The 15,404-nt window shown below is 68.0% G+C and carries 13 protein-coding genes and 2 tRNA genes; 8 read left to right on the forward strand and 7 right to left on the reverse strand.

The genetic code is table 11. From position 1 onward, the window contains the following. The first annotated feature begins 51 nt into the window (after positions 1-51). Complete coding sequence (locus tag AB0B68_RS04265) at positions 52-1,236, forward strand: low temperature requirement protein A (RefSeq protein WP_357257797.1); 1,185 nt, start codon at positions 52-54, stop codon at positions 1,234-1,236. A gap of 9 nt (positions 1,237-1,245) precedes the next feature. On the opposite strand, the gene AB0B68_RS04270 is transcribed toward AB0B68_RS04265, so the two are convergent. Both AB0B68_RS04270 and AB0B68_RS04275 read right to left on the reverse strand, forming a co-directional pair. Further along, entirely contained in the window at positions 1,246-1,386 is a 141-nt protein-coding gene (locus AB0B68_RS04270; RefSeq protein WP_355004431.1) for a hypothetical protein, read from the reverse strand. Positions 1,387-1,877: 491 nt separating this feature from the next. Beyond that, positions 1,878-3,089, reverse strand: a complete 1,212-nt coding sequence (locus tag AB0B68_RS04275; protein WP_357257799.1) for a helix-turn-helix transcriptional regulator — start codon at positions 3,087-3,089, stop codon at positions 1,878-1,880. 587 nt (positions 3,090-3,676) lie between these two features. Between AB0B68_RS04275 and AB0B68_RS04280 the strand changes: the two genes are divergently transcribed. Then, entirely contained in the window at positions 3,677-5,371 is a 1,695-nt protein-coding gene (locus AB0B68_RS04280) for a hypothetical protein (RefSeq protein WP_357257801.1), read from the forward strand. A 27-nt stretch (positions 5,372-5,398) separates the two neighbouring features. Here AB0B68_RS04280 and AB0B68_RS04285 read toward each other — a convergent pair. Further along, positions 5,399-5,478, reverse strand: a tRNA-Arg gene (locus tag AB0B68_RS04285). Between the two features lie 71 nt (positions 5,479-5,549). Here AB0B68_RS04285 and AB0B68_RS04290 point away from each other — a divergent pair. Then, a complete protein-coding gene (locus AB0B68_RS04290; RefSeq protein ID WP_357257803.1) occupies positions 5,550-6,509 on the forward strand; it encodes a hypothetical protein in 960 nt (319 codons plus the stop codon). A gap of 107 nt (positions 6,510-6,616) precedes the next feature. Here the strand turns inward: AB0B68_RS04290 and AB0B68_RS04295 are convergent. After that, positions 6,617-6,703, reverse strand: a tRNA-Ser gene (locus tag AB0B68_RS04295). Positions 6,704-6,864: 161 nt separating this feature from the next. Between AB0B68_RS04295 and AB0B68_RS04300 the strand changes: the two genes are divergently transcribed. Continuing rightward, entirely contained in the window at positions 6,865-7,863 is a 999-nt protein-coding gene (locus AB0B68_RS04300; protein ID WP_357257805.1) for an NAD(P)H-quinone oxidoreductase, read from the forward strand. Here the strand turns inward: AB0B68_RS04300 and soxR are convergent. Further along, entirely contained in the window at positions 7,856-8,329 is a 474-nt protein-coding gene (gene soxR, locus AB0B68_RS04305; protein WP_357257807.1) for a redox-sensitive transcriptional activator SoxR, read from the reverse strand. The two genes, AB0B68_RS04300 and soxR, sit on opposite strands and share 8 nt — an antisense overlap. A gap of 47 nt (positions 8,330-8,376) precedes the next feature. Between soxR and AB0B68_RS04310 the strand changes: the two genes are divergently transcribed. Both AB0B68_RS04310 and AB0B68_RS04315 read left to right on the forward strand, forming a co-directional pair. Then, positions 8,377-9,072: a transketolase gene (locus AB0B68_RS04310; protein ID WP_357257809.1), complete on the forward strand. Its 696-nt coding sequence runs from the start codon at positions 8,377-8,379 to the stop codon at positions 9,070-9,072. A gap of 5 nt (positions 9,073-9,077) precedes the next feature. Beyond that, positions 9,078-9,971: a transketolase gene (locus AB0B68_RS04315; protein ID WP_357258029.1), complete on the forward strand. Its 894-nt coding sequence runs from the start codon at positions 9,078-9,080 to the stop codon at positions 9,969-9,971. Here AB0B68_RS04315 and AB0B68_RS04320 read toward each other — a convergent pair. Beyond that, positions 9,957-10,664: a glycosyltransferase family 2 protein gene (locus AB0B68_RS04320; protein WP_091397575.1), complete on the reverse strand. Its 708-nt coding sequence runs from the start codon at positions 10,662-10,664 to the stop codon at positions 9,957-9,959. The genes AB0B68_RS04315 and AB0B68_RS04320 overlap by 15 nt on opposite strands. 123 nt (positions 10,665-10,787) lie before the next feature. On the opposite strand from AB0B68_RS04320, the gene AB0B68_RS04325 reads away from it, so the two are divergent. Together AB0B68_RS04325 and AB0B68_RS04330 are read left to right on the forward strand one after the other, a co-directional pair. Further along, positions 10,788-13,007 carry a glycosyltransferase family 39 protein gene (locus AB0B68_RS04325; protein ID WP_357257811.1) on the forward strand — a complete coding sequence of 740 codons (2,220 nt, stop codon included), beginning with the start codon at positions 10,788-10,790 and terminating at the stop codon, positions 13,005-13,007. Positions 13,008-13,154: 147 nt separating this feature from the next. Then, entirely contained in the window at positions 13,155-14,759 is a 1,605-nt protein-coding gene (locus tag AB0B68_RS04330) for a ricin-type beta-trefoil lectin domain protein (RefSeq protein WP_357257813.1), read from the forward strand. 44 nt (positions 14,760-14,803) lie between these two features. On the opposite strand, the gene AB0B68_RS04335 is transcribed toward AB0B68_RS04330, so the two are convergent. After that, on the reverse strand, positions 14,804-15,403 hold the full coding sequence (locus AB0B68_RS04335) for a hypothetical protein (RefSeq protein WP_357193720.1): 600 nt from the start codon (positions 15,401-15,403) through the stop codon (positions 14,804-14,806). Position 15,404: the final 1 nt, after the last annotated feature.

A 15,404-nucleotide genomic window follows, 5' to 3' on the forward strand; every position in this document is an offset into this window, starting at 1 on the left:
CCGGGAGGCCGGACGCCGGAACCCTCCGGGACGAACAGACACGATGATCTGATGTGGCGGATCTTCCGGTCCCGGCCGGTGGTCACCGCGGAGAATCACCGACCGACGCTGTTCGAGGTCTTCTTCGACCTGGTGCTCGTCTTCGGGCTCATCCGGGTCACCACGTTCATGAGCGAGCGACAGTCGTCGGTGACCCTGGTGCAGGGCCTGCTCGTCCTCATGCTGCTGTGGAACTCCTGGCTCGTCTACGCCTGGCTGGGCAACTACGTCCGGCTCGACGTCGGGTTGATCCGGGTCGGCATCGCCGTGGCGATGGCAGCGGTCTTCCTCATCGCGTTGGTCCTCCCCGAAGCCTGGGAAACCGGCAGGGGTACGAGGACACCCCGGCTGATCCTGGTGCTGGCGTACCTGGTGGTGCGGTCGACCCAGTTCGTTCTCTTCTACTGGGTGTCGGTGGACGACCCCCGGCGACTCAAAACCGTTCGGCTCTACGCCCTCACCACAGCGTTGTCCTGGATCCCGCTCGTCCTCGGCGCGGTGTTCGGTGGCACCGCACAGATCCTGCTCTGGGCGGCGGCGCTCATCATCGACATGGGCGGTGGGGTGCTCGCCCTGCTGGTGGGCGGGTGGCCGGTACGCAGCCCCGGCCACTTCGCGGAGCGGCACGGCCTGGTGGTGATCATCGCGCTCGGAGAGTCCCTGATCTCGGTCGGCGCCGGCGTCGGAACTCAGATGATCCACTGGCCGACGCTGCTGGCGGCGCTGCTCACGCTCACCGTCACTGGTTGCCTGTACTGGCTGTACTTCCCCAGTGCGTCAAGCGCCGGCAACGCACTGACGACCGACTCCGGACTGCACCGGGGCTTCGTGGCCGGCAACGCCTACAGCGTCGCCCACCTCCCGCTGCTCGCCGGAACCATCTACGTGGCGCTGGGAGTCGAAGAGGTGCTCGCCGGCATGGCGCACGGGAAGTCGCACGAAACCCTGCACTGGATCCCGGCTGTCGCGCTGTTCGGCGGGGCCGCCCTGTACCTTGCGGGCCGGGCGACGTTCCTGGCACTCAGCGTCCGGTGCGTACGACCCGAGCAGTTCCTCGCCCCCGCTGTGGCGCTGCTGCTACTTCCCGTCGGCCGCTACCTGCCCGGCCTGGCCGCTCTGGGCCTGCTCACCGGGTTCCTCGTCATCCTGCTCAGCTACGAGGCATGGACCAGGCGATCCGCATCTACCAGCGCCTGACGGTGCTGTTCAACGCGCCCAGCTCACGAAACGCTCGAACAGTTCACCAGCGGGGATGGCGGGCAACTCCATGACGACGACCGCGTGCAGACTGCCCAGGTACATGGACAGCCCGATCCGATCCCGGCCGTACGCCTCGGACAGGCGCACCCGGGCTGGAGCGCAGGGCCACGGAGTGTCTTGCTCGCAACTACCGCAGACCCATTCGGGTCGTCGCGGGATGTGCTGGTCAGCGAGGCGGCTCGGCAAGACAGCGGCTGCCCGTTGACCCTGTGTCGCTCGGGCTTGCACAGCCGCCCTGGCGGTGGTGGGGACTTCACCCATCACCGGCCAACACTGCCGTTGCGATACTCGGTTGATCGGCAACGGGCTTGAGCCAACAGCCGGGCCCTGGCAGCTTCCTGCTCCGCTCGTTGGATTGCCGGACCGGTGGCACCCGGCGGTGCAGAAACCGCCAGTCGCCTAGCTTGCCGACGGAGCAGGTTGAACGGCCACATCATCGCGGTGCTCTCCCGTCTCAGGTGCGGCGGCCGTCGCGTCAATCCGGACGACCCCGCGCACTGAATGCAGTGGTGAGAACACGCTATGCAGCAACGATGGGAGCAAGGGGTACGCGACGTACCCAGCGACAGGAGGTACCCCTACAGCTCTGGCACCGCGATCCGGCTCTCCAACTGGATCGCCTCGGCTCGGATGGCCGCCGGAGCCTCCCGGGCCAGCCGGCCTGCCAACTCCTGAGCCGCTGGTGAGTATCGGACCGTCTCGGGAGAGGTGGATTCCGCCAGGCCCAACAGGTGAAGCGTCGCCTCCCTCGCCCCTTCCAGGTCGGCAGAGCGGGCAAGCTCGACGTAGTGCCGACCCCGACGTTCGGTCGACGGGATCGACGCCGGGTCGAGCGAATGCGCTCGCCGCTGCGCCTCGTCAGGATCTCCCAGGTCGACGGCGCACATCACCGCATACACGTCGACCAAGGGCCGCGAAACCCGGGTGCGGACACCGACGAAACCAGCCGGCAGGGCCCGCTCGACCACCCGGCGAGCGGCGTCCCAGTCCGACCACGCGCCCTGGTCACCGGTACGGGCCCGGGTAAGCGCGGTGCACAGGTGCAGGTCGGCCAGCATCTCGGCCCACTCACTCCCACCATCGGCGACTCGGGGCTCGATCAGACCGCGAGCCTCCTGTAACCGCTCCAACGCTTCGTCGCCGCGACCGACCGCTCGCAGCAGGTGCGCCGCGTACCAGGTGGACTGGGCGATGGCGAGAGGGTCGTCGGCATCGAGGGCCGCGGCCATGCCGCGGTCGACGGTCAGCCAACACAGTTCGCGGTCACCGTGCCAGGCAAGGTAAGCCTGCGCGAGGTGATGGGCCTGGGCGAGCAGAGCGAGGCTGGCACGCCGGTCCTCCCCGGTGTGCAGTCGGGCAGCTCGCTGAGTGGCTTCGAGTAGCCCGGGAAGGATGACGCTCACCTCAGTGCGTTGATGCCGGGAGGTGTGCCAGGTCTGCCACGCGGAATCAACAGCGCCGCGCAGGTAGTCGGGGGACTCCGCTTCGCCAGACACGGAGATATGCCAGGCGGTCAGCGCACGACGGACGTCGCCGATGGCGGGGTGACTGGGACGCCCATCCAGAGACAGGGTCACCTGCGGCCCGAACAGATCACCGAGATCACGTACGCCGAGGTGTGGAGCGACCTGCTGAGCAGCCCGCAACGTCAGGCTCCGACGTCCGTTCTCTACGAACTTGATGGTGGTTGGCGAGAGTCCGGCAAGGCCGGCGAGTTGTTCTCGGGAGAGGCCGGCGGCTCGACGAAGCCGCTCGACGCGTTGGCCAGGGGTGGGTTGCTGATCCGCCATGAGGCACCTCGCCGTATTGGGTACATCGCGTACCCCGACCGTACGCCGCAACGAGGCGCTCGTCGATGCCCGTGCCGTCCGTCGAGCAACGTTGCACGTCTCGCCCGGTCAAAGTCGGCAACTCGCGGCGACCAAGCCTCGATTCAAATGATCAACTCGTGATCAGTGATGACGGGGCATCGCTGGGCCTAAGACGCCCCGACTACCAGAAAGCCGAGTGGATCAAGGGTGGCGGAGGGTGTGGGATCCGAACCCACGAAGACATCGCTGCCTTACCTTTCAAGACCAACCGCTGCAAGCGCATGACCTGGCAACACACTAAACCGCAGGCTTGCCTTGCCGGGCATTTACCGCTGCCGGTGATCGGGACGCGCCTCACATCCCCTCGTCGGGCGCTCACGCCATCGGACACCACCAGCCCGCAAGAGCGGCCAGCCCTGCCTCCGCCGCCGTAAGGCATTACCCCCGGGCTTCTTGAGTCGGAAGTACGACAGCAGACGCAGCGGAGGAGCACTAACAGGTTGGATCGGTAGCTTCAATGCCCCTTCCTTAGGGGGCATGAAACCGAGCGCATACCGGGAGGCATAGTGGCGAAAGCAAAGGGGATCGTTCGCAGGCTCCGTGGCGAATTTAGCCTGGGAGGTGAGATCGCCGAGGCAGACGGTTTGCTCAACGACGCCTTCTTCGATTCTTCGCTCTACCGCGCGTTGCGCTCGAAGGACGATCGTCGCTGCTTCGTCGTGGGACGCACCGGTAGTGGGAAGTCTGCGACGCTGCTTCGGTTGAAAGAGGAGAACCCGGCGCATGTCATCGAGATAAATCCCATTGACCTGTCCCTTCCATATATTACCGATTTAGGGGTTGTGCAGTATCTCAGTGCATTAGAGGTGCATCTAGACTCGCTCTACAACGCACTGTGGAAGCATGTTCTCCTCATTGAAATCGTGAAGCACCGCTATAGCATAAACTCCCCCGATGCTAAGCAGCGTTTTTTGAGCTCTGTAATAGACAAGATCAGAGGTGACTCCAAGAAAAAGGCAGCCCTCGCCTACCTCGAAGAATTCGAGGGAAAGTTTTGGTGTGAGACCGACGAAAGAGTGCGGGATATCACGCATAAAATCGAGGATCAGTTCAAAAGCGAAGCTGCGGCGAAGTTCGGCGTCAAACCCGCCGATGTTAACTTTAGTACAGGGGATGTGAGCATAAGTAGCCGCGAAGAGAGAGTCGAGCTAGCGCAGCGGTTTCAGCGGGTGGTCAACGAGACTCAACTACCGAAGCTGAACACGATGATGCAGGTTTTGAACGATGAGATTCTGGACTCACCGCAGAACTTCACGTATATAGTGATCGATGATCTGGATAAGAACTGGGCCTCGGATCGCGTCAAAAATGACCTGATCAGGAACCTCTTTCAAGTCGTCTTCGATCTCAAGCGAGTGCAGAACCTAAAGGTTATCGTGGCTCTCCGCACGAACATATTCGAGGCTCTTGACTTCAGTACGTCAGGTGGGCAGGGTGAAAAGTTCCGCGCGCTAACGATGAGGGTTCGATGGACGCCGGGAGAGATTGAATCGTTGCTCGATGAACGTGCGCGTGTGGCAGGCACTCTGCACAACCTTCCAGATATAAACAGTGTAAGGGACATCTTGCCCGGCTCCAACAACACCGCACGGGTCAAACCTCTTGCTCACATCCTAAGGAGAACGCTAATGCGACCCAGGGATGCGATCGCATATGTCAATGAATGCCTGTCGCTTGCGGAAGGCAAGGAGCGCCTTACCTGGGAGGTCCTTAACCGTGCTGAGGTCCGCTATTCGCGCGGGCGGCTTCTGGCCTTGCGGGATGAGTGGGAACCCACATATCCCGGGATAGAGAAAATGCTTCATTGTTTCAATGAGGCTCCAGGCACACTCTCGCCTGAAATGCTGACTAAGTACCTTGACGACTCGGCCTTCCTGATGGCAGACGTGAGCTTCACCGGCATAAAATGGTTGACCGAACTGACTTCGCCGCTTTGGAACTCTGGAGATTCGGATGAGTGGGCGGAGCTCTATCAGCCCCTTGTAAAGCTCCTCTATGACATTGGATTTCTGGGGACTTTCATTGCGAATCAGAAAGAAGCTGTTTTTAGCCAAGATGATCCCGACATCGCAGACGCAATTGAGAATCTTCGTCGAGCCACCGGGTTCATGATCCATCCCGCTTTTTGGGCGGCGCTTAGCGTCTCGAACGCCGCCGAGCGGCGGGGTAGAAGGTCAATCACCTCCCCCCGGCGGGGATAGTCCTGTTGGGGTGGGGCTCTTAGGCCGTGCCCTGGCAGGATTCGAACCTGCGCCCCCGCCTGCGGAGGGCGGTGCAAGCAACGGGCGGACCCATGCCCGACCTGGGCGGGCGCTGGCAAACAGACGGCGGTGCGGGCAACTTTGGCACAGATGTGGCACGGAGTGTTCCGACACGAACATGAGACGCAGTAAGGCCAATACGCTGCCGCTGACCGAACTAGCGAACGCGGCCACTATTCGGAAGGCGCTCGACACGCTGGCGACCCGTCTGGACGGCGGCAAGGCCGCTGCGAACACGGTTGCCCGTAAGCGAGCCGTGCTCTATGGGGCGCTCAAATACGCCGTTGAGCTGCGATACCTCGACGCCCACCCGATGGACTTCGTCCAGTGGCGAGCACCAAGGAACGAGGAGAAGGTTGACCGAAAGGTAGTCGCGAATCCGCAGCAAGCGCGTTTATTGCTGGCCACAGTGAGTGGCCGAGATCCGTCCCTAAACGGATCCTTCGCGTGCATGTACTTCGCGGCGCTCCGGCCCTCAGAAGTGATGCACCTGCGCGACGATGAGTGCGACCTTCCCGAAGAGGGCTGGGGATGGCTTCACCTCAGCGGCTCAACGCAAGACGTCGGCGAGGACTGGAGCGACAGCGGCGAAATGCGCGAGGACCGGGAGTTGAAGCACCGAGCGAAGAAGACGACGCGCGACGTGCCAGCCTGCCCGGAACTTGTCCGCATTCTGCGGCACCACCGGCAGCACTACGGCAACCCGGGTGGGCGGATGTTCAACGCGCCAGGATCATGGCCCGGCCCCGTCACGAAGGGCACCTATCTGGGAGCCTGGCGACAGGCACGAGAGACGGCGCTCAGCCCCGTCCAGCAGCGCTCTGTCCTGGCACGGGTGCCCTACCACCTGCGGCACGCTGCCGTGTCGCTCTGGCTCAACGCCGGTGTGCCGGCTACCCAGGTCGCCGAGTGGGCAGGGCACAGCGTGCACGTCCTGCTCAAGGTCTACGCCTCATGCATCGACGGTCAGGACGAGGCCGCACGGAAGCGGATCGAGGCTGCCCTAGCCACTCCTGACCAGCACGAGAGCGCGCGACCGGCCGACGAAACTTTGCCGCCCATTTGCCGCGACGAGTGAGACGCGGCGGCCCCGAACGGGACGAAGTGAGACTGACTCGCCATCCACAGAAGCGCCCCCCGGCCAGCGTTCGCGCTGGTCAGGGGGCGTTTTGGTGTCCAGAGGTGCGGAGGGTGTGGGATTCGAACCCACGAAGACATCGCTGCCTTACCGGTTTTCAAGACCAGCGCCATCGGCCACTAGGCGAACCCTCCTTGGCCGCCACCCGTGGGCGTACGGCCACGCATAGTCTGCCACGGCTCGCTCCGGGCGGCCCGGCGTCCCTCCCCGGTACGCCGGCCAGGCGGTCTGCCGTGTCCACTGTGGGCTGAGCGGTGCGCCTGCGGCACCCGGGAAGATCGGGAAGACTGGGCCCATGCGAGCCATCACGATTCCGGAGCCCGGTGGACCTGACGCGCTGGTGTGGGCCGAGGTGCCCGACCCGGAGCCGGGCCCGGACGAGGTGATCGTGGATGTGCGGGCCAGCGGGGTGAACAGGGCTGACCTGCTGCAACGGCAGGGGCACTACCCGCCGCCGCCCGGCGTGCCCGCGTACCCCGGGTTGGAATGCTCTGGGGTGATCACGGAGGTTGGCGCGGACGTCGCCGGGTGGGCGGTCGGGCAGCAGGTCTGCGCGCTGCTGGCCGGCGGCGGGTACGCGGAGCGGGTCGCGGTCCCCGCCGGGCAGTTGCTGCCGGTGCCGGCCTGCGACCCGGTCGACGCGGCGGCGCTGCCCGAGGTGGCCTGCACGGTCTGGTCGAACCTGGTCCAGATGGCGCGGCTCGGCGGGGGCGACACGCTGCTGGTGCACGGTGGCGGCAGCGGGATCGGCACCTTCGCCATCCAGTTCGGGGCGGCCCTCGGCGTGACAGTGCTGACCACCGCGCGGGAGGCCAAGCACACCCGGCTGCGTGAGCTGGGCGCGGCGCACGTCATCGACTACCGGGAGCAGGACTTCGTCGAGGAGGTCCGGCGGATCACCGACGGACGCGGTGTCGACGTCATCCTCGACATCATGGGTGGGTCCTACCTGGGGCGGAACGTCTCCACGCTGGCCACTGGCGGTCGGCTCGTGGTGATCGGGATGCAGGGCGGGCGCAAGGCCGAGTTGGATCTCGGCGCGCTGATGACCAGGCGGGCCAGCGTCACCGCGACGTCGCTACGGTCCCGTCCGCTCGTTGAGAAGGCGGAGATCGTCCAGGGCGTACGGGACGAGGTGTGGCCGTTGGTCGAGGCGGGCCGGATCCGGCCGATCGTGGACCGGCGGCTGCCGATGACCGAGGCGGCGCAGGCGCACCGGCTCGTCGAGTCGAACGACCACTTCGGCAAGGTGCTGCTCACCCGCCCGCCGGGCGGAGGGTCGGCCGTCAGTTGAGCGAGCCGGCCGGCGTCGGGTCGACGATCGGTCGGGGCAGCACCAGTCGGGCGCCCGGGCCCTCGCCGGCCAGCGCGTCCTCCGGGTTGTTCAACGTGCAGCGCTGCAGGGACAGGCAGCCGCAGCCGATGCAGCCGTCCAGGTCGTCGCGAAGCCTGGTGAGCAGCCGGATCCGCTCGTCCAGCCGGCTGCGCCAGCTCGCCGACAGCCGCGCCCAGTCCTGCGGGCTCGGCGTGCGGGCCTCGGGGAGCGAGTCGAGTGCCTCCCGGATCTCGTCGAGCGAGACGCCGACCTGCTGGGAGATCCGGATGAAGGCGACCCGCCGCAGCTCGGCGCGGGCGTACCGGCGCTGGTTGCCGCCGGTGCGGTCGGCGCGGATCAGCCCGAGTCGCTCGTAGTAGCGCAGCGCCGACGGTGCCACCCCGGAGCGGGCGGACAGCTCACCGATCGTCAATGAATCCGGCATCCCCAGGTCCTTGAGTTGAAGTCCACTTCAACTAACACAGTAGTGGCATGGCCACCACACTGACCACCGACAGCAGCGCCCGACTGCCCGGGCTGATCCGACGACTGACCGGCGACGAGAAACACGCGCCGAGCGCGCACTCCACCGTCGACGTGCTCCAAGTGCTCTACGACCGGGTGCTGCGGGTCACCCCCGACACCGCCGACGACCCGGAACGGGACCGGTTCCTGCTCTCCAAGGGCCACGGACCGGCCGCCTACTACGCGGTGCTCGCCGCGCACGGCTTCATCCCGGACGCCTGGCTCGACGACCTGGCCGGACCGGAGAGCCGGCTCGGCCACCACCCGGACCGACTCCTGGTGCCCGGGGTCGAGATCGGCTCCGGCTCCCTCGGGCACGGCCTCGGGCTGGCCGTCGGCACCGCGCTCGGCCTGCGCGCCCAGGGGCTACGCAAACCCCGGGTGTACGTGCTGCTCGGCGACGCCGAACTGGACGAGGGGTCCAACCACGAGGCGATCGCGTACGCCGGAGCGACCGGCCTGGACAGCCTCACCGCTGTCGTGGTCGACAACGCGTCGGCCAGCCACGGATGGGCCGGTGGCATCGCCGGCCGGTTCACCGTCAACGGTTGGACCGCCGACACCGTCGACGGCCGGAACCACGAAGCCCTGTATACGGCACTGACCGGGCACCGACCACGACACCCGCACCTGGTGGTCGCCCGCATCGGGAGCAAGGGATGACCGACATGCGTACCGCCTTCATCGACACCGCCACAGCGATTCTCGACGAGGACCCGCGTACCGCGCTGGTGCTGGCCGACATCTCGGCGAGCCAGTTCGCCTCGGCCGGCCACCGCCACCCGGACCGGGTGCTCAACGTCGGGATCCGGGAGCAACTGATGATCGGGGTGGCCGGCGGGCTCGCCCTGACCGGGCTGCGTCCGATCGCGCACTCGTACGCGACGTTCCTGGTGGACCGGGCGTACGAGCAGATCAAGTTGGATCTGGACCACCAGGGCGTGGGCGCCGTCCTGGTCAGCATCGGCGCGTCGTACGACGGGTCGGCTGAGGGTCGCACCCATCAGTCGCCCGGAGACGTGGCGCTCTTCGACTCCCTCGGTGACGGCTGGACCGTCCGGGTGCCCGGCCACCCGGACGAGGTGGGGCCGCTGCTGCGCAACGCCGCGACCACCGACGACCCGATCTACCTGCGGCTCTGCGAGCAGCGCAACGCCGAGGCGTACCCGGACGCCACCCGGCTACGGGTGCTCCGGCGGGGCCCGACGAATGCGCCCCTCGTGGTGGCGGTCGGACCGATGCTCGACCCCACCCTGGCGGCGACCGAGGGAATGGACGTGACAGTGGCGTACACCCACACACCCCGGCCGCTCGACACGCCCGGGCTGCGGGCGCTCGCCAACACCGACGTGGTGTTGGTCGAGCCGTACCTGGCGGGAACGTCGAGCGCGCTCGTCAGCCGGGCCCTGGCGGACGTGCCGCACCGGCTGCTCGCCCTCGGGGTGGGTCAGACCGACCTGCGACGGTACGGCGATCCGGCCGACCACGCCCGGTGGCACGGGCTGGACGCCGACGGCCTGCGGCGGTCGATCAGCGCGTTCCTGGGGTCAGTTGGCGGCTGAGACGGCGGGGCGGCGGCGAGCGCGCTCGCGCCCGAGGATCCAGATCGCCTCGACGCCGTCCTTCCAGGTGATCTTCTTGCCCTCTTCCCGGCCGCGTGCCCGGTAGCTGATCGGCACCTCGTACGGCCGGATCCGGCGACGCAGCAGCTTGCCGGTCACCTCGGCCTCCATGCCGAAGCCGCGCGAGCGCACCCCGAGCGACCGGTAGAGCGCCACCGGCATCAGCTTGAAGCAGGTTTCCAGGTCGCCGATGTACGAGTTGAACAGCACGTTGGCCGCCATCGTGACGCCCTTGTTGCCCATCACGTACCAGAAGCTGTAGGCGCTGTGGCTGCCGAAGGTGCGATTGCCGTAGACCACAGTGGCCCGGCCGTCGAGCACCGGGTCGAGCAGCTTGGGGATGTCCTGCGGGTCGTACTCCAGGTCGGCGTCGAGGATGACCATGTAGTCACCCTCCGCGCTGTCGACCGCCGTCTTGATGGCGGCACCCTTGCCGGCGTTGCGCTGGTGGGTGATGACCCGAAGGCGCGCGTCGTCGGCGCGACCGAGGACCTCGCCGGTGCCGTCGCGGCTGCCGTCGTCGACGACGACCAACTCGATCTCACACGGATAGTCAACCGCCAATGCCTGCTTGAGGGCATCCGCGATGCGTTCTTCCTCGTTGTAGACCGGCATGAGGATCGAGAGCTTCACGGGGATCTCCACGGTGGCGGCAACACGTCGGCCATAGCCTAACCTGGTTGGTTTGTTTACCGCGTACCGCTACCGCTGGGCAGTCGACGCGGCGGCCTCAGATCAATGGTGTTTACTTCCGCCATGTCGGCTGCCGGCTCCCTGCTCGCGGTGATTCCTGCCGCCGCGGTGCTTTTGCTCATCGTCGCGGCGATGCCACGAGAGGCTGGCGCGGTGGCACCGCTGCGGCTCGCCGTGGTGCGCGCCGTTCTGCTCAGCGGGGCGTACGCGGTGCTCGTCGTCGAGGTGCTCGGCGCGTCGCATGCGCTGAGCCGAGGCGCGTTCACAGTCGCCTGGCTGCTTCTGCTGGTCGCAGCCGCGGCGGCGGTCGGTCTGCGCTGGCGACGGGCGACCCGCCCCGGGCAGCCGAGCGCCGCCGCACCGGTGCCGGTCAGCGCTGCGCCGGCAGTCAGCACCGCACCGCAGCCGGTCCCGGTCGGCGCTGTGGTGTCCGGTGGCGGACCCGACGTGTCCGTCCCGGCCGCCGAACGCGGTGAGCCCGGCCCCGCGCCGATCCGGGCCGCACGGGGGTTCGCTGACCTTCGTGCCGCAGCGGTCGAGGCGTGGCGTACGGCCCGGCCGGGTGAGCGGCTCCTCGCCGGCACGGTCGGCGGGCTGGTCCTGGTGGAGTTGCTGGTCGCGCTGCTGGCCGAGCCGAACAACTTCGACTCGCAGACGTACCACCTGCCGAAGGTGGAGCACTGGGTGGCCCAGGGCGACCTGGACTTCTGGCCCACCGCCATCCACCGGCAGGTGACCATTCCGCCCGGAGCCGAGTACCTGCTGCTGCACCTGCGCCTGCTCACCGGCGGGGACCACCTGCACAACCTGGTGCAGTGGGCGGCCGGAGTGGTCTGCCTCCTGGTGGCCGCACGGATCACCGCGCAGCTCGGCGGCGGCCGGCGGGCCCAGTTGCTCACCGCGTTCGTGCTGGCGACCACGCCGATGGTCGTGCTCCAGGCGACCAGCACGCAGACCGACCTGATCTGCGCGGCGTGGGTGGCCTGCGCGGCGACCCTGACGCTGGACGGGCTGAGTCGGCGGACCGGCTGGGGCACGCTGCTCGGGCTGGGGGCGGCCACCGGGTTGACCGCGGTGACCAAGACCAGCGGCCTGATCGCGGTCGGCCCGCTGCTGGTGCTCTGGGGCCTGGCCCAGTTGAGGCTGGCCCGGGCCGATCGATCGGCGCTGGCAGGCCCGACAGCGCCCGCCGGGGGTCGGCGGGCCTGGCCGATCGGCGGGTTGGCCCGCACTGTCGGCGGTTCGGTGCTGATCCTGGTGGTCGCTGCCGTGGTGGTCGGCCCCTTCCTGGCCCGGGTGACCGCCGAGTTCGGGCACCCGCTGGGGCCGCCCCGGCTGCGCGAGTCCATCCCCATGGAGCGGCACGACCCGGCGTCGATAGTGGTCAACGCGCTGCGGATCGGGCACACCGCATTCGACACGCCGCTTGCACCGCTGCGTTGGGCCGGAGCCGAGGTGATCATCAGCGGCGCCGAGGCGATCGGGGTCGACCCGCAGGACCGCGCGATCACCTTCGGGCGGGAGCTGTTCCCGGAGCCGGCCTGGTATCCGGACGAGGACCGGGTGGCGTTCCCGCTGGCCGGGGCGTTGGCGGTGATCGGTGCGGTGATCGCGCTCGCCCGACCACGGCGGATCACTTCCGAGCGGGCGGGGTCGCTGCGGACGTACGCCGTGGTGGTGCTGACCGCCGTGCTGCTGCACACCGCGATGATCAAGTGGCAGCCGTGGGGCAACCGGCTGCTGCTCTACGCCGTCGTGCTCGCCACGCCCCTCGCCGGCCTCTGGCTGGACGCTCTCCTGCGCAACCGCGCGGGTGGGCGTCGAACTGTTGCCACCGTGGCGGCCGTCACCGTGCTGGCCACCTCGGCGCTGGCCGGAGTGCTCGCACTGTCGTACGGCTTCCCGCGCCGGCTGGTCGGTTCCGGCTCGGTGTTCACCACCTCGGACTGGGACACCCGGTTCCTGCGCCGCCCCCAGTGGGCCGACGAGTTCCGCTGGGCGGCGACATCGGTCCAGGACAGCGGTGCGCGACGGATCGGGCTGGTGCAGCAGAACGACAACTGGGAGTACCCGTGGTGGCTGCTGCTGCGGCAGCCCGACGGCGGCTCACCGGACCTGGTGGCGTTGCAGTCGGTGTTGCCGGAACGACCGCCGGCCGATCCCGCCTCGGTCGACGCGATCGTCTGCACCGGCAACAAGGCCGCCTGCGCCAAACTCGTCCCGGTCGGCTGGCGGCTGGAGTTCCGCAGCTATGTCGGCTACGCCCTGCCGCCGGGCCGCTAAGGCCGCCGTGGGGGGTCGGATAGTCCGATCCGAGCGGTTCTGCATTCCGCGCGCAAGGATCTGAGGCGCATTCACATCTGCTGATTCGCACGTTACCGTCTGGTAACTCAATCGACGTCCCGCGATTGAGCCGAAAGGAGTGCGTCGATGCCTGCAATCCCCGCCAGGCCGCCCGAACGCGCGACCCGACGACGGGCCATCACCGTCGCCGTCGCCGTCGCCGCTCTCGTCCTACCGATGCTCGCCGGACCGGCCACCCCCGCCACCGCCGCCGACCGACCAACCGTCCAACCACTCCCCGCCAACCTCGAAGCCATCCGGGCCGCCGAGGCGACCGCCCTCTACGGCAGCCCGGCGATCCGTCCGATCGAACAACGGCGTACCGCGCTGATCACCATGGGCGACAGTCAGATCTCCGGTGAGGGCGTCGGCAACTACGTCCCCGGCACCCACCAGGACGGCAACTGGTGCGACCGCTCGTACGACCAGGCGGTGTTCCGCACCGGCATCCCGTCGGACGCGCGCTACAACATCGCCTGCTCCGGTGCCACCCCGTGGAACCTCATCGCCGGCGGCCCCACCCAGCACAACGAGCTCAACCAGGGCGACTACCTGGGGATCAAAGCGCGCAACACGCACGTGAAGCTGATCTGGGTGGTGGTCGGCGCGAACGGCGACGGCACCATCCAGTTCGGCCCGGTCGCCACCGACTGCGCTGTCAGCCGGGTCTTCCTCCAGGGCAACTGCTACCCCGACTACACCGACCAGTGGACGATCCGCACCGACGGCAGCCGCCGGGCGGTTGCGGACGCCCTCACCGACATCCGGCAGACCATGACCAGGGCCGGCTACCTGCGCACGGACTACGAACTGGTGCTCATGTCGTACCCGAGCCCGGCCAGCCCGGACGTGGAGGACAACCCGAACTTCCCCGGCTGGTACTCCGGCGGCTGCCTGCTCTACCTGGCCGACGCCGCGTTCGCCCGGAACAAGGCGGTGCCGCTGTTCGAGTCGGCGCTGCGGGCGGCGGCCGCGCAGACCGGCACCCGTTATCTGGACGCCAGCCGGCTCTTCCACGGCCACGAGGTGTGCACCGACAACACCTCGGTACGCGGCCTCTTCATCGAGGTCGGCATCTGGAACGAGAACGCCGCCCGGCAGTCGTTCCACCCCAACGCGCGCGGGCACGGCATGTTCGCCCAGTGCATCACCCAGTTCTGGAACTCCGGGCAGAACCAGGCCACCTGCGTCGACCCGGCCAGCACCGGCAGCGGCGTGCTCTACTCCGGCCTGATGCAATTCAAGCAGTTGCGCAACCTGGGGACCAGCACCTGCGTCGACGGTAAGGGGTACGACTCCCGCAACGGCACCGCCCAACAGTCGTACGGCTGCCACGGCGGGCGCAACCAGGGCTTCTGGTACGACTCGGCCAAGCGGTCGCTGCACTCGGAACTTTCCCACGACCGTTGCCTCGATGTCGCCGGCGGGTCGATGACGGCCGGCACCGCGGTCAACATCTACGACTGCAACGGCACTGCCGCCCAGCAGTTCGCCTTCGTCGGCAACCAGATCAAGCCGGCCGCCGCGAGCAACCTCTGCGTGGCGTTCGACAGCCCGTCGTCGGGCGCTCCCCGGCTGCGGTTGGCCACCTGCTCCACCAGCACCAGGCAGCAGTGGTCGTTCGAGGCACGTACCGCCGCCAACCCGGTCGGCTACGGTCACGACGACTTCATCGGCTCCCGCGTCTACTGACACCGGGAAAGGGGGCCCTGGCGTCGGCCAGGGCCCCCTTTCGCTCACTTGGCTCGGGGGATGAGGATGAGCCGGGCCACGCCCTTGTCGCCGTCCTTCGCGCCGGCGACGCCGAGCGTCGCGCCGACCTTCACCTCGCTCGGCTGCACCGTGGCCCGCCGCTCGACCACCCGCAGGTCGTCGCCGAAGGTCCAGGTCATCGTGAAGCCGTCGGTGGACTTGACGGTCATCGAGTCGCCGTCGATCGCTGTCACCTCGCCGCGCTGCACGGCGACGGTCTGCGTACCGCCGTCCTTCGTCTTCACCACCGCCTCACCGTGCAGGGTGTTCTTGCGCAGCAGCACGCGGGCCTGGCGGCGCTTGCGCCACTCCTCACCGCGCTTCTCCCGGGCCTTCTCCTTCGCGCTGGGGGACGAACCCGGCGTCGGCGTGGCCGGTGCGGCGACGGTCAGCACGTCCAGGTCGTCGGCGTCGAAGCCCATCGCGGCCAGCGCCTGACCCTCGACTCCCATGGCGGCGGCGACCTCGACGGCGACATCCCGGGCGGGCTGGCTGGCCACCTCGGCCGCCCCGCAGCCGCTGACGCCGAGCGCGACCGCCGCGAGCAGTGCCGTGGTGCCGGTGGCGATACCCCAACGTGGCATG

The sequence above is a fragment of the Micromonospora sp. NPDC049049 genome, assembly GCF_040649115.1.
GTDB lineage: Bacteria > Actinomycetota > Actinomycetes > Mycobacteriales > Micromonosporaceae > Micromonospora.